Raw genomic sequence first — 14,259 nt, 5'->3', positions numbered from 1 at the left:
TTATCAACTTTATTCCTTAATTATTTGAATGACTTGGGTGCCGGCACTAGCGGCTTTGGATACCACATAACCGATAGCACCCGGCTGTTGGCTAACCATCTTCAGCATCTGGACTTCATCGGTAACGGTAAATGGTTTATCCCCCAGGCCGGAGAAAGCCAACTGATTCCAGGTTCGTTCCAGTTGGTAAGGAAAAATTCCTAATGTTTTTTTCGCGAACATATAGTGAGCAGGGTTTTGACTTTCAAGCACATAAACTTTGATGGTTTGCCCATCAGGCCAGGTCGTTTGACGCATGGAAAATATCCAGCGCGCCTGGCTGGTACTGAGTTGTTGCACGGCCACGCTTGGATTCACTATTACCTGAATTTGTGGTTGCCCGCAGGCATGTGATAGTGGCATCACCGCCATGACCCACAAAAAAATGCTCAGATAGCTAATGAGTTGCGATCTGGGCAAAAAAGACTCCATGTTTTTGACAGTCAGCATCCTTAACAAAAGCTATATAAAGGGGGATTGGGCAATATATGACATGACCAGTATTACCCGATAGCTTCATATATAACAGGAAATTTTCTTCCCGTTACGTGCACTTTAACATAATAATATTTTCTGGCTAGATCAGTTGTTTACTGAGGCTCGAATGGCGGCCAGATTATTTTGCAGCCACTAATGGGCATATAAATCTGTTAAAATAGCCTCAAGTTTACTATTGCGAACAATCAATGCCTCAAAATTACCGCCCCAGCCTGCGCCAAGAGATTTCCCGTTGGGCTTATTCCTGTCTACTGTTTATACTTTTACCTTTATTGCTAACACATTTTTTGTACCGCTATCTAAGCCGTCACCCAGATTTTTCGTTCAAGCGTGCTCAACGCTTTGGCTTATGCATGTCTGCGGCGCAACCGGGGGGGATTTTAATCCACTGTGTATCGGTGGGTGAAGTTGTGGCAGCGGCCAATGTGGTCAGAGCCTTAAAAACAAAACAGCCAGCCTTGCCTATCACCTTGACCACGACGACCGCCACCGGGGCCCAGCGGGTGCAGGATTTGTTCGGGGACCAGGTCAGTCATTGTTATATGCCCTTTGACCTGCCTTTTATGATGCAACGACTCATCTCGGTCTGTCGCCCAGAGCAGGTGTTGATCACTGAAGTAGAGTTGTGGCCTAATCTGATTGATCATTGCTGGCGCAATAACATTCCGGTCTCGGTCATCAATGCCCGTATGACGGAAAAATCCGCCCGCAGCTACGCCAAAATCAACTCACTGTTTAGCCCCATGTTACTGAAATTGACCGCTATCTGTGCCCAGGGTCAGCGGGATTTTGATAACTATCTGGCATTAGGTGCGCCGCGGGATAGCTTGTTTTTAACTAATAACATCAAGTTTGCCCACCAACCTGACAAACAGATCATGGAAATAGGCGCACAACTTGCGGCGAGATTTAAGCTGACGGGACGCACTATACTGGTGGCGGGCAGTACTCATGAGCCTGAAGAATCCATGTTGCTTGACGCTTACCAGAAATTGCTGGCAACTCAGCCAACCCTGTTGTTGATCATCGTTCCACGGCATCCCCAGCGATTTGATGCGGTGCACACGTTATGCTTTAACAGCGGACTAAAGAGTGCCAGAAGTTCCTCTGCGCCTGAAGATACCAGCCAAATGGAGGTACTGCTGATTGACCAAATGGGCTTATTGCAAGGTGTCTACGCCTTGGCGCAGATAGCTTTTGTGGGGGGCAGCATTGCCGATCGGGGCGGGCACAACGCCCTGGAGCCCGCCGCATTTGGCGTGCCAGTGATCATGGGCCCACACATCTACAATAACCCCGAGATTTGTCAGGCCCTGACCGACGCCGGTGCCCTTAAAACTGTGTTTAATGCCCAAGACATAAGCCAACAGGTGGGTCATTGGTTGGACGACAAATCCGCCCGCATCACAGCAGGGCATGCTGCAAAACAAGTTTTACAAGACAACAGTGGCGCAGTGAACGCCACCTTGAGAATCCTGCAACTTTAAGGTAACCGCATCTAGTAACAGCCAAAAAGGCTTGTCATTGCAGGGAGCGAAATAAATCGACCAAAGCTTTGGCTTCTCGCTCTACGGTATACTGCTCGAGCACCCGCTGGCGGCCAGCCAGGCCCATGGTTGTCAGCTGCTCGGGGCTGGCTAATAATGTGTCCATTTTCTGGGTAACCGCGGCTAAATCTTCTACTGGTACCACGTGACCGTCTATATCTTCACGTATGATTTCCTGCCAGGCCCCCGCCTCGGTCGCCAATACCGCAGCCCCGCAACTCATGGCCTCTAACACCGTCAGCCCGAAACCTTCGTTATCACTTAATGCGGCTACCAATGACAGGGCACTGAAGATCGGTGGTATACGTTCAAAGTGAAGTTCCCCGGTAAAGATGATCCGTTCCCTAAGCCCTGCGCGTTCGACCTTGGCTTTAAGCTCATCGACAAACTCACTATGGCTAGATGAAATCGCACCTACAACCAGAGCGGTATAATCTGGATATTTATCCAGCAATTCGATACAGGCGTCGACAAACAGGTGCACGCCTTTTTGTTTCCTGACCCGACCAAGGATAGCAATGCCATATTTCCCTCCATACCCCAGATCTTGCCAGGCGGTCAGTTTATCGGCTGCAGGCGCATAGTCATTAACCTGTACGCCATGGGGGATGATGGCATCGGGTTTTTCGGCCAGATATCGGGCCGAGGTTTGACTAATGGCTACCACCGCATCCATTTGTCGGGTTAACCACAGTGTGCTACCTGAACGAAAACGCTGAGCCGCAGAACTGAAAACGATTTTAATTTTTGCGCGAAAAACATGTTTGAGTATGACCGCCTGGATCATTTCATCGACCCGACGGGCGTGGAATATGCGGTATTTACCGTTTTTTAATGGCTGGCGACACATTTTTGCTGTTTGCCAAAAGCTAATCGCCAAGTTTGGGTTGCTCAGAAAATGCTGACCCATCACCCGCAAATGGATCAGTTTTCGTTGGTGGGATAAGACCTGCAACATAGTTGAGGTCACCCCGGAAAAGTTTGAATTAGAATTTCCAAGTATTAACTCAACTTCATCCAGACTGGGGACGCTTGGGGAAGGGTGATCCATTTTATTACCGCTCATTTTTAATTATTTCATTCAAATCACAGAAGTGATCGCCGACTTTGATAGAGTCACTGTGCCCTTAAAACAAACATGCCATTTACCATTCTTGAAATACTTGCGAGTTAGGAAAATGCATTATGAGGTACACTATGCAAAATTTTGTTAAGCGTAACTTGTTTACATGTCAAATGTTCAGCAAAGCACTATCGATAACAGCAGCATTATATTTGATACACAAATATTCGCAGCCCCTGATTTAGCTATTTTTGATGGTCAGTATTGGCAAGCCAGGGATCACATAAGTGGCACAGCTATAGGTCGCGGAACGACTTATTTTTTGCGCCACAACGGGCACGAATTAGTGTTACGCCATTATCGTCGCGGAGGATTAGCCAGTAAAGTCATTAATGACCAATATCTGTTTACAGGCCTGGAAGCGACACGAGCATGGCAAGAATTTCATCTGCTTGCGTATATGCACACATTGGGATTGCCTGCCCCTGCGCCAGTGGCCGCCAAAGTCACCCGTAATGGCCCACTTTATCGCGCCGATATTATCATTAAACGGATAGCCGACAGTCAAGACGTGTTCACCTTACTTTGTCGTTCAGCATTAACCCAGCAGACCTGGCACGCGATAGGGAGTTGCATCCGTCAATTTCACCACCATGGCATTTATCATCATGATTTGAATATTCATAACATCATGCTCGATAAACATCAAAAAGTCTGGCTGATAGATTTTGACAAATGCAGCGTGAAATCCAAAGAAAGTTGGAAAGCTACCAACTTGGCAAGACTGAGGCGCTCACTTGACAAAGAATACGACAAACACCCCCACTTTTATTTTAGTGACGAGAACTGGCAAGCCCTGCTTGCTGGTTATACAAGCAACTGACTTTAACGGGGAGAGAATTACTCAAACTAACTTGTACAATACAAGGTGCGTTGGAATTGTTACAATCCGCGCTTTGTGAAAATCAGCTTCGGATTAAAATTTACATGTCTCGTTATTGGATACTCGCCTGCCTGTTAATTGCGGGGCAAGGATGGGCAAAAGGGTTGTCGCCGTACCTCCCCCTGAATATTTCTCCGGAAATTGAAATACAAATTGAAAAAGTGATGGCCTTAACCCCCGGGGCACCTTTAAGCAAACCTTATAAGGCTGTAGATGTGTTGCAGCGCAATCAGTTACTCGCGACTCGTTTTCCAGCATTACATCGCGCAGTCAATGCCTATTTAGCGCGCTACAAAGACACCATCAGTAGTACTCATTTGAGTGTATCGGGCTCCGTTAGCAACGAGCAAAACGCTGCCTTGCCCAATCAACGAGGCATAAAACGCGAGGCCAGTTACCAGGTCTCAAATGGATTAGTGGCTTACATCTCGCCTTATGCTTATGTGGCAGCGGGGGCAGTATTGGCTGACGGTGAAGGACTGACACATTTCAATACGCATGTGGCATTTGGTTACGAATATGCCCAGGTTGAAGCGGGCTATCGTGAACACTGGTTTTCTCCCATGCACGATTCGGCCTTGCTCACCAGCACAAACGCCAAACCCTCGCCCTCAGTTACCGTCAGTAATGCAACCCCCATCAGCGACTGGGACTTCCGCTATGAGCTGTTTTATTCAAAACTTGAAAAGGTCATGGGCATTAACCAGCAAGGGCAGGTTTTTATCGGAAAACCAGGCCTGGCGGGCCTTCATATGAGTATCTCCCCTATCGACACTTGGACTATCGGGGTCAGCCGCACCCTGCAATTTGGTGGCGCAGTTAATAACATCAGTCTGACAGACGCGCTACAAGACTTGATCACCCCGTCAAGCGAAGATGAGTCACCGTTATTTTCGCCACAAGCCCAAGCCAGTGACCAGAAAACAGCGATTTCCAGTAAGTTAAATTTACCCTTTTCCTTTCCTGTCTCTGTGTACGGTGAATTAGCCTTTGAAGATTCACCCGAGACTGCCAATGCAGGTGACAAAGCGATCGCTTTTGGGATATATCTGCCGATGGTGACAGACACATTAGCCCTTCGATATGAATACAGTAGCTGGAACGAACTATTTTACCAGTCTGAATTTTATAGCCTGGGATATACAAACGATCAACAGGCTATCGGCCATTGGGCCAGTGATCTGTTCCCCTCGCCGATGCAAAGTGTCAAAACCAGTCATGCTGTTAATATGAACTGGCAATTTGCCGCCGATCAGGTAATCGATGTTACAATCAGGACTGCTGACAACGACATCACATCTACCTCCATGCAAACCTCATACAAGGAGGTGAATGTGCGCTATAGTTTTGCCACCGGTTATGGGTTTTGGGGAGTCGAGCTAAATGTGGGTGAAGATCGTCTTGGAACACAATTTAAACGACTAAGTGCATTTTACCGCTGGTAAGCATTTAACGACGCCAGCTGCGCCAGCCCCTATTACATTGCAAGGCCCAAGCGCAGTTTGGGCCATATAAGGAAGGTATAAATCGATGCACACTAAAGCTGTCTATCCGGGAACGTTTGACCCGATCACCAATGGCCATGCGGATTTAATTGACCGCGCCTCCAATATGTTTGCCCACGTAATAGTGGGCATTGCAGCCAACCCAAGTAAACAACCTCTTTTCACCTTGGAAGAGAGAGTCGAGTTAATCAAGAAAGTGACCGCTCACTTACCGAATGTAGAAGTGATTGGCTTTACCGGGTTACTGGCAGACTTTGCCGAAGATCAGGGCGCCACTGTTTTAATACGTGGTCTTCGGGCAGTATCCGATTTCGAGTATGAGTTCCAATTAGCCAATATGAATCGCCGCTTAAACCCTAATCTGGAAAGTATTTTTTTGACCCCGGCGGAAGAAAATTCATTTATCTCCTCAACCCTGGTCAAAGAAGTTGCCCTTCATCGTGGCCAGGTGATCCAGTTTTGCCACCCTGTGGTACAAGCTGCCCTGACGGCCAAACTGCATCCCTAACCGAGTTCTATCCATGAAACGACCGATCTGCTATAAGCCGTCCATTTAGGCCTCCAGCATAAACCAAGCTTATGCTGGTCCTGGTATATCAGTAACCGAAAATCCCACGCCTAAAGGAAAACTTATGAAACGTTATTTATTTTACATATCTGAAAACTACTCGTTTCAAATATTGCGCCCAATGCAAGATGAAATTCACAAACGAGGTAACACGGTAGCTTGGTTTGTAGAAGGGAATAACGTTAACCGAAAGTATTTCCAACCCCAGGAAACACAACTAGCAAACGTGCAAGCGGTAATAGACTATCAACCTTGTGCTGTGTTTGTGCCAGGTAATACGGTCCCACCATTTATCCCTGGATTAAAAGTGTCTCTCCAGCACGGCTTTATCGGTTTTAAAACCCGGATTAAAGACGGCCTAAACTATTCATTTATTATTCGTGATTGTTTTGATCTTTACTGTATGCACGGTCCCTCTATGACTGACACCTTTAAGGTGCTCGAGAAAAAACACCAACATTTTAAAGTAGTGGAAACAGGATTTTGTAAGATGGATGCATTTTTTAATAACCCGCCGGTTATTGAGAGACAAGACGATCGCCCTGTGGTGTTATTTTCATCTACTTTCTCCCCCAGACTGTCTCAGGCAGAGGCCTTATTGCCCATTATCAAGGGGCTGTCACAGGACAAAAAATGGCGCTGGTTAGTGACCTTTCATCCGAAGATGCCTCAAAGCACAGTGGACGCCTATAAAGCAGCACAGCATGAAAATTTAACCTTTATCGAAACCGATAATGCCATGCCACTGATGCTTGAAGCCGATTTAATGCTCGGGGATAATTCATCCATGCTGGTTGAGTTTTTGATGTTGAATAAGCCGGTCGTCACGTTTAAAAACGAGCACCCTAAGTCACACCTGATAAACGTAACCGATCCTGATGAAATTGAGAGCAGCATCGAATACGCCCTGACTCGGCCAGCAGAGTTAATGGCTAAAATACAAGACTACGCGGCACAAACTCACCCTTATAACGATGGGCTTTCAAGTGCACGAATACTCGATGCCACAGAAGATATATTGGCGAATCCACCGAATTTGAAGAAAAAACCGCTTAATTTAATTCGCAGTATTAAAATGCGTAAAAAGCTCAGCTATTGGAAATGGTAACCGAACGCTGACCACCGCTAACGTTATTCGATAAGCCCTGACTACTTTTGGCAGGTGTCACAAAAAAAAGTATTGCGTTGTCCTAGGGTGACTGACTGAATGGGCGTTTCACAAACCTCACATGCCTGTCCCTTGCGGCCATACACCCTTAGGTGCTGGGCAAAATAGCCGGGGCGTCCGTCGGCTTGGGCGAAGTCTTTCAACGTGGTGCCTCCTTGCTCTATCGCTTTGACTAAGACTTGTTTGATGATTTCGCCCAACACCAGGTACCGTTTTTTACTGACCTCTTTGGCCGCTTTGCGAGGGTCAATACCCGCTAAAAACAACGATTCATTGGCATAGATATTACCCACACCCACAACGACTTTATTATCCATAATAAAACTTTTTACCGCGATGTTTTTACTACGGGATAAATCGTATAAACGCTGACCGTCAAAATCAGCCGTTAATGGCTCAGGACCAAGGGCTGCAAGCATAGCCAGCTCAGGTGCATCGGCGTCTTGCCATAAACATGCGCCAAAACGCCGGGTATCGTTAAAACGTAAACACACATCATTAGTTAATACGATATCCAGGTGGTCATGTTTGACTAACGCCGTACTTGTGTTGACCACCCGCAACTTACCCGACATGCCCAAATGCAAAATAATGCTGCCACGCAGGGTATCAATAAAAAGATATTTAGCCCGCCGCCTGACCTCGAGGATAGTCAAACCTTCGGCGAGGTGCACCGTCTCAGGTACCCGCCAGCGTAGTTGTGGTTGACGAACGATCACCTGTTTGATGATCTGCCCCGTCAAATGCGGACTGATGCCCATGCGACTCACTTCAACTTCGGGTAATTCAGGCATGTGTTTGCTCTACGCTTAATAAATCTTGCCATGTCATATTCAACACTTTATAAAGATGCTCCTTGATTTGCACCAACACGTCGCTGCCCACTTGGGCAAACAGATACACCCGCCCTTGCTCTTCACCGGCTAGCCACACAGTAACCGCTTGGGTATGTATTAACTTAACCTGTCCTGTAGCTTCGAGCTTAGTCTGCTGCCAGTTATTGACCACGGCGGCCAGCAACTGGGCATCCGCCCCATCAGGCAATAGGCGCCAGCCACGCCCGACACGCTCTATGGTCCGGGCATCGATCTCTATGCTCATTACCACAGCGTTTTGGGGTAACAATTCAGTCAAGCCCGAATTGTCATTGTCACTATTGTTAAATAGTCCCCCGGAGAGGTTAAATAGGGCAATAAGCAATAACATCGAAAAAATCAGCACGTTATTCCACGCGCGTTGGGTCAACCTAAACATGCTTTAACTCAATCTGAGCAAATATGATGGGATTATGCCATGGGCCAGCAAGACTGCGTGACAATATTTGTTTGAAAAAAAAATTCTAAGCATGCAAAAAACCCGACCAAGGCCGGGTTTTTCTGGAGACAAAACAAGTGTAAATTACTTGATTTTGGCTTCTTTAAACAAAACGTGCTGACGAATTTTGGGATCAAACTTTTTGATCTCCATTTTTCCGGGCATATTACGTTTGTTTTTATCTGTGGTGTAGTAAAAACCTGTACCCGCAGTAGACACTAACTTGATTTTATCACGCATAGTCTGGGTTCCTTAAACTTTCACGCCATTGGCACGAATATCAGCTAACACTGTATCGATACCGTTTTTATCAATAATACGCATACCTTTAGCAGATAAACGTAGCTTCACGAAACGAGTTTCGCTTTCAACCCAGAAACGGTGGGTTTGTAGATTTGGCAAAAAACGACGACGAGTCGAGTTTTTAGCGTGTGAACGGTTGTTACCAACCATTGGACGCTTGCCTGTCACTATACATACTTTGGACATCGTATTTGTCTCCAAACAATTCTAAAAATATTTAGCTCTGACACACCATCAAATTCGCATGCCAGCTTTAGCTATCAACAAGAGGGCGCATTTTATACAGCAAACAACCGATTAATTCAACGATTAACTGACAAAAAAGCCTAGTCTTTTATTATGCTCTAGGGGTTTCGGGTTACCTTAGGGATATTTACCTGTGTTCTACCTGTGTGATTTTCAACCAACATCTGTGGGGTTAGATACCTATGCCCGTGATCCCACTGCAAGCAACTGGCTAAACAACGGATCTGTTTGGCTGTTATCCCGTTGTTTATCAAGCGTTCGCCAAACAACATCCTTTCATCAAACCCGTTGCGGCAAAAATATCTTCAGCCTAATCCGAAGCATGGTGCCCTTTACACGAGGTATTAAATACCTACAGCAGGCCTCGCTCAGCAAAAGATACCGCCACACCATCCCCTATGACTAAATGATCCAGCACCTTGATATCCAGTAATGCCATGGCGTTGACGATACGCTCGGTTATGTGCCGATCCGCTTGACTCGGCTCGGCCACGCCGGATGGGTGGTTATGCGCCAGAATAACCGCCGCCGCATTGTCCGCTAAGGCCTGCTTAACCAACACCCGAGGATACACAGAAGCGCTGTCTATGGTGCCGTAAAACATGGGCCGATAAGTTAACAATTGATGCTGACTGTCGAGCAGTAGCATGGCAAACACTTCATTGCACTCATCCCGTAATTTGGCGATGAGGTAGTCTTTGGTTTGCTGGGCAGTATTGAACACGGTCTGTTTGTGTAACTTTTCGGCGAAGTAACGCTGGGTCAATTCAACAACTGCTTGCAGTTGTACAAATTTGGCCTGACCCAGGCCTTTGGCTAAACAAAACTCGCGCTGTTCTGCCGCAATCAACCCACGCAGGGAGCCAAAGGTAACAAGCAGATGGCGCGCCAAATCAACCGCACTGACTCCTTTTACACCGGTACGCAAAAAAATCGCTAATAATTCGGCATCAGATAACGACCCCGGGCCTTGCGTTAGCAGTTTTTCCCTGGGGCGTTCGTGAAGGGGCCATTCAGTGATTTTCACGTATCCTAGCCTATACGTATGTATCTTTTTAGCGTCTGAAATCCGACGAAAAATGATAGTGAAAGAGAAATTAAGCCTAGCAAAAGGACCTTGTTCCGGCCAATAATGGCATGATAAATCTAGTTCCTGATTAAAAACAGACTATGCAACTGAGCAATAAAAACATTTTACTAGGTGTCACCGGTGGTATCGCAGCCTATAAAACTCCAGATCTGGTGCGTAAATTAACCGCCCTTGGAGCCAATGTGCGAGTAGTACTAACCAACTCCGCTAAAGAATTTGTCAGTCCCTTGTCCTTGCAAGCTGTATCCGGCAATCCGGTGTCTGACGATTTACTGGATCGCAACGCTGAGGCAGCAATGGGACATATTGAGCTGGCCAAATGGGCCGACAAGCTGTTAATCGCCCCGGCCAGTGCCAACTTCATGGCTAAATTAAGCCATGGTCTGGCGGATGATTTGTTGTCCACCCTGTGTTTGGCCACCAGCGCACCCATATGCATCGCTCCGGCCATGAATCAGCAAATGTGGCATGCTGGTGCTACCCAAGCAAATTTACACACCTTGATCGAGCGAGGGGTGCTGATATTCGGCCCGGCACAAGGTGAACAAGCTTGTGGTGATGTAGGGCCAGGGCGCATGCTTGAGCCTCAGGCACTGGCCGATATGCTCGCCCAGAGCAATCAGCCCCCATTACTGGCAAATAAACACTTGGTGATTACAGCTGGCCCGACCCGAGAAGAAATCGATCCGGTGCGTTTTATCAGTAATCACAGCTCAGGAAAAATGGGTTATGCCTTGGCAAAGGCGGCCCTGGCCCTGGGCGCCCGGGTGACGCTGGTAAGCGGGCCAGTGAACCTTGTTCCCCCAGTGGCTGTGAAGGTGATTGATGTGGTGAGCGCCGAACAAATGCACCGCGCCGTAATGGAGGTGATGCCTAATTGTGACATTTTTATCGGCTGTGCAGCCGTGGCGGATTACAAACCACAACAAAAAATTCCCCAGAAAATCAAGAAAAGTGAGACGAAGTTAACACTTACTTTCATTAGAAACCCTGATATTCTTAGCGACGTGGCCCACCGTACTCTTCCACCTTTTACCGTAGGTTTTGCGGCGGAGACCCAAGATGTTGAGCATTATGCCCGGGATAAATTAATTCGTAAAAAGCTCGATATGATTGCCGCCAATGACGTATCCAAAGCTGGGCTTGGTTTTAACAGTGAGCAAAATGCCTTAACTGTTTATTGGCCAGAAGGTAAAAAAAATCTAGGTGTGGCCGATAAGGGTCAACTTGCAATGCAACTTATGACACTAATTGCACAGCGTTACACTATAAAAAAACGTGTCGATTAACCTTTGTGTGCAAGCGTATTACTCGCATACCTTCTATTTACCACCCAGGTGTCGCTCTAGGATAAACAATGGCAATAACTAAAAAAATAAATCGTCGCGCCCAAATATTACAAGCGCTGGCTAGTATGTTGCAGTCCAGCCCTGGTCAACGTATCACAACCGCGAAACTGGCCGCCCACGTTGGGGTATCCGAGGCCGCGCTGTATCGGCATTTCCCCAGCAAAGCCCGCATGTTTGAAGGCCTAATTGAGTTCATCGAAGAAACTTTATTCTCACGTATTAATAAAATCATCAACGAAGAAAAAGACACAGCGACACGCTGCCAGCTTATTCTGCATTTGATTTTAGGTTTTGCCGAGAAAAACCCGGGCATTACCCGGATCCTCAATGGCGATGCCCTGATGGGCGAGCAAGACAGGCTCAGAGATCGAATTGCCCAATTATTTGAACGTCTGGAGACCCAATTAAAACAGGTCTTACGGGAACGCAAACTGCGTGAAGGTAAAACCTTGCCCGCTGATGAGGCGCACATTGCCAGTTTATTGATCTGTTATGCCGACGGTAGGATCAATCAATTTATCCGCAGCAAATTTACCCGCCGCCCCACCGATGGCTTTAATGAGCAATGGCAGCTGATCAACAGCCAGTTTTTTCTCAACTAAGGCTGTTGGGCTGGCCATAAGGGCACCACATGTAGGCCTGCTTGTTAAAATAAACAGGCCTTCATGTGTATAACTTAACGCTGGGGTTTATCTGACTCACTTTGTTGAGTCGCGACCCAAAACTCAATTTTTTGCTGCAAAATATTGAGAGGCACTGGCCCATCTTTGAGCACTTGGGCGTGAAAGTCTTTAATATCAAACTTTGCGCCTAACTCTGTTTGGGCCCAGTCCCGTAATTCCATAATTTTCAACTTGCCAATCATATAGGCCGTGGCCTGTCCCGGCATGGCGATATAGCGCTCAATGGCCTTGACCGAATCGTTTTTAGGATTAGGTGTATTGGCTACTAAGTAATCAATGGCTTTTTCCCGACTCCACTTTTTGTTATGAATGCCCGTGTCTACCACCAGACGACAAGCGCGCCACAGCTCCATCGCTAAACGTCCAAAATCCGAGTAAGGGTCTTGGTAAAAACCCATGTCTTTTGCCAGCTCTTCCGAATACAAGCCCCATCCTTCCGTATAAGCGGTAAAGGAACTGTATTTTTGAAACTCAGGTATGTTTTCCAATTCTTGGGCAATGGCGCGCTGCATATGATGACCAGGAATGCCCTCGTGATAGGCTAAGGCTTCCATTTGATAGCTGGGCATGTCATGCATATCGTACAAGTTGGCGTAATAGGTACCAGGACGAGAGCCATCTTTGGCGGGGCTTTGATAAAACGCTTTGCCTGCAGATTGTTCTCTGAAGGGCTCCACTCGTTTGACCACTATGTCCGCTTTGGGGATTAAACTAAAATACCCCGGAAGTGTGGCGCGCATCTTATCTATCAGGGATTTAGCTTCGGCTAAATACGCATCTCTGCCTTTATCAGTATTGGGGTAATAAAACTGCTGATCGCTGCGCATAAAGGCAAAAAACTCTGGCAAACTGCCCGTAAACTCAACCTTAGCCATAATGGCAGCCATATCCTGATGAATGCGCTTGACATTATCTAAGCCGATTTGATGCACTTCTTGGGCGGTTAAATCTGTGGTGGTGAACCAAGCGAGGCGGTTCTGATACCATTTTTCGCCATCGGGCAAACGCCATACGCCGTCGCCTGTAGGGGTTAATTTACGCTGTACTTCGAGCTCCTTGATTAAGGCTTGATAAGCCGGTTGCACCGAGCTCAACAAGGCTTTTTTAGCTTGTTCAAGTAAGGCGTTACGCTGCTGTTCGCTGATCTCCAGTTTGCCGACTTTGTTTTGAAAATCTTGCCAAATACTTGAGTCGTCTTCACTTTGACTAAAAGGTGCACCTGAAACTACATTTTTTGCTGCCTGGATCATTTGATCATAGGACCATTTAGGTGGAAACACCCCCAGCTTCTGGCGCAAACGTAATTGTTCAATAACTTGAGCAAACAAGGCATCCACCCCTTGCAAACGACTCACGTAGGCTTTGGCGTCTTCGACGTTATCCACACGATGCACGTTGATCAAAAAACTGGGGACCATAGTATGGTAGGCATTAAACTGATCCATAATGTAATCATGATGACGAAATTCATCGTTGGCCAATTGGCGTTCAAGCGAGACCTTGTTCAGTGCCAAACTCACCTTTTCTTCCACAGTTAATGTTTCGGGGTTAAACGTGGCCAGTGCTTGTAACTGTTGCTGGGCAATAGTGCGGCTCTGGTCTTGAAAGGCCTCACTGATATCGTCCCATTTGTCGTAATCCCACTTATAACCAAGATAACTTTGGGTGAGGGGGGACCGTTGTAAACTGGCCTGAAAATTATCGGCAAAAAACTTAGCCAGGCGTGGTGATTCAGTCTGGTCAGCCTGATGCGCTGTGGCATTGGCTTGGCTGGTCTGAAGGCCTGGTGCCTGCCCAATAGAGTGGGGCGCGGTGAGCGCCATGGCAGTTAGCGAAATAGCGAGAATAGTGAGTTTCATATCAAATCCCTGGTTATGTTACTGCTTATCACCCATTCCACAGAGTGAATCACAAACGACCTGTTAATAACGTGTGCCCTAGGC

General features: G+C 47.0%; 15 protein-coding genes. 7 read left to right on the top strand and 8 right to left on the bottom strand.

Annotation, left to right across the window (positions count from 1 at the left end; all coding sequences use genetic code 11):
* Positions 1-9 precede the first annotated feature (9 nt).
* Positions 10-459 carry a type 2 periplasmic-binding domain-containing protein gene (locus tag AC3RV5_RS00305; protein ID WP_489730012.1) on the bottom strand — a complete coding sequence of 150 codons (450 nt, stop codon included), beginning with the start codon at positions 457-459 and terminating at the stop codon, positions 10-12.
* A gap of 266 nt (positions 460-725) precedes the next feature.
* Here AC3RV5_RS00305 and waaA point away from each other — a divergent pair, with 266 nt between their 5' ends.
* The gene (gene waaA, locus AC3RV5_RS00300; RefSeq protein WP_489730011.1) at positions 726-2,024 is read left to right on the top strand and encodes a lipid IV(A) 3-deoxy-D-manno-octulosonic acid transferase; all 1,299 of its coding nucleotides are present in this window, start codon (positions 726-728) and stop codon (positions 2,022-2,024) included.
* A 34-nt stretch (positions 2,025-2,058) separates the two neighbouring features.
* Here the strand turns inward: waaA and AC3RV5_RS00295 are convergent, their stop codons facing one another.
* The gene (locus AC3RV5_RS00295) at positions 2,059-3,135 is read right to left on the bottom strand and encodes a glycosyltransferase family 4 protein (protein ID WP_489732058.1); all 1,077 of its coding nucleotides are present in this window, start codon (positions 3,133-3,135) and stop codon (positions 2,059-2,061) included.
* Between the two features lie 178 nt (positions 3,136-3,313).
* Between AC3RV5_RS00295 and AC3RV5_RS00290 the strand changes: the two genes are divergently transcribed.
* From AC3RV5_RS00290 to AC3RV5_RS00275, 4 genes are all read left to right on the top strand, one after another.
* Positions 3,314-4,030, top strand: a complete 717-nt coding sequence (locus tag AC3RV5_RS00290) for a 3-deoxy-D-manno-octulosonic acid kinase (RefSeq protein ID WP_489730010.1) — start codon at positions 3,314-3,316, stop codon at positions 4,028-4,030.
* 104 nt (positions 4,031-4,134) lie between these two features.
* Positions 4,135-5,535 carry a capsule assembly Wzi family protein gene (locus tag AC3RV5_RS00285; protein ID WP_489730009.1) on the top strand — a complete coding sequence of 467 codons (1,401 nt, stop codon included), beginning with the start codon at positions 4,135-4,137 and terminating at the stop codon, positions 5,533-5,535.
* 85 nt (positions 5,536-5,620) lie between these two features.
* Entirely contained in the window at positions 5,621-6,103 is a 483-nt protein-coding gene (gene coaD / locus AC3RV5_RS00280; RefSeq protein ID WP_489730008.1) for a pantetheine-phosphate adenylyltransferase, read from the top strand.
* A 124-nt stretch (positions 6,104-6,227) separates the two neighbouring features.
* Positions 6,228-7,271, top strand: a complete 1,044-nt coding sequence (locus AC3RV5_RS00275) for a UDP-N-acetylglucosamine 2-epimerase (RefSeq protein WP_489730007.1) — start codon at positions 6,228-6,230, stop codon at positions 7,269-7,271.
* A 41-nt stretch (positions 7,272-7,312) separates the two neighbouring features.
* Here the strand turns inward: AC3RV5_RS00275 and mutM are convergent, their stop codons facing one another.
* The 5 genes from mutM to radC all read right to left on the bottom strand — a co-directional run bounded on the left by mutM (position 7,313) and on the right by radC (position 10,221).
* Positions 7,313-8,125 carry a bifunctional DNA-formamidopyrimidine glycosylase/DNA-(apurinic or apyrimidinic site) lyase gene (gene mutM / locus AC3RV5_RS00270; protein WP_489730006.1) on the bottom strand — a complete coding sequence of 271 codons (813 nt, stop codon included), beginning with the start codon at positions 8,123-8,125 and terminating at the stop codon, positions 7,313-7,315.
* Positions 8,118-8,585: a hypothetical protein gene (locus tag AC3RV5_RS00265; protein WP_489730005.1), complete on the bottom strand. Its 468-nt coding sequence runs from the start codon at positions 8,583-8,585 to the stop codon at positions 8,118-8,120. Before AC3RV5_RS00265 ends, mutM begins: the two co-directional genes overlap by 8 nt.
* A 144-nt stretch (positions 8,586-8,729) precedes the next feature.
* On the bottom strand, positions 8,730-8,885 hold the full coding sequence (rpmG, locus tag AC3RV5_RS00260) for a 50S ribosomal protein L33 (RefSeq protein WP_068372994.1): 156 nt from the start codon (positions 8,883-8,885) through the stop codon (positions 8,730-8,732).
* Between the two features lie 12 nt (positions 8,886-8,897).
* Positions 8,898-9,134, bottom strand: coding sequence for a 50S ribosomal protein L28 (rpmB, locus tag AC3RV5_RS00255; protein ID WP_489730004.1), 237 nt, complete (start codon positions 9,132-9,134; stop codon positions 8,898-8,900).
* A 412-nt stretch (positions 9,135-9,546) separates the two neighbouring features.
* Positions 9,547-10,221: a RadC family protein gene (gene radC, locus AC3RV5_RS00250; protein WP_489730003.1), complete on the bottom strand. Its 675-nt coding sequence runs from the start codon at positions 10,219-10,221 to the stop codon at positions 9,547-9,549.
* A gap of 143 nt (positions 10,222-10,364) precedes the next feature.
* Here radC and coaBC point away from each other — a divergent pair, with 143 nt between their 5' ends.
* On the top strand, positions 10,365-11,573 hold the full coding sequence (gene coaBC / locus AC3RV5_RS00245) for a bifunctional phosphopantothenoylcysteine decarboxylase/phosphopantothenate--cysteine ligase CoaBC (RefSeq protein WP_489730002.1): 1,209 nt from the start codon (positions 10,365-10,367) through the stop codon (positions 11,571-11,573).
* A 68-nt stretch (positions 11,574-11,641) separates the two neighbouring features.
* Positions 11,642-12,235, top strand: a complete 594-nt coding sequence (slmA, locus tag AC3RV5_RS00240) for a nucleoid occlusion factor SlmA (protein WP_489730001.1) — start codon at positions 11,642-11,644, stop codon at positions 12,233-12,235.
* Positions 12,236-12,309: 74 nt separating this feature from the next.
* On the opposite strand, the gene AC3RV5_RS00235 is transcribed toward slmA, so the two are convergent.
* Complete coding sequence (locus tag AC3RV5_RS00235; RefSeq protein ID WP_489730000.1) at positions 12,310-14,175, bottom strand: DUF885 domain-containing protein; 1,866 nt, start codon at positions 14,173-14,175, stop codon at positions 12,310-12,312.
* Positions 14,176-14,259: the final 84 nt, after the last annotated feature.

It is taken from the genome of Paraglaciecola sp. IT1134 (assembly GCF_058068185.1).
Note: the sequence above shows the minus strand (reverse complement) of the source record. Positions and strands in the feature narration are given on the sequence as shown.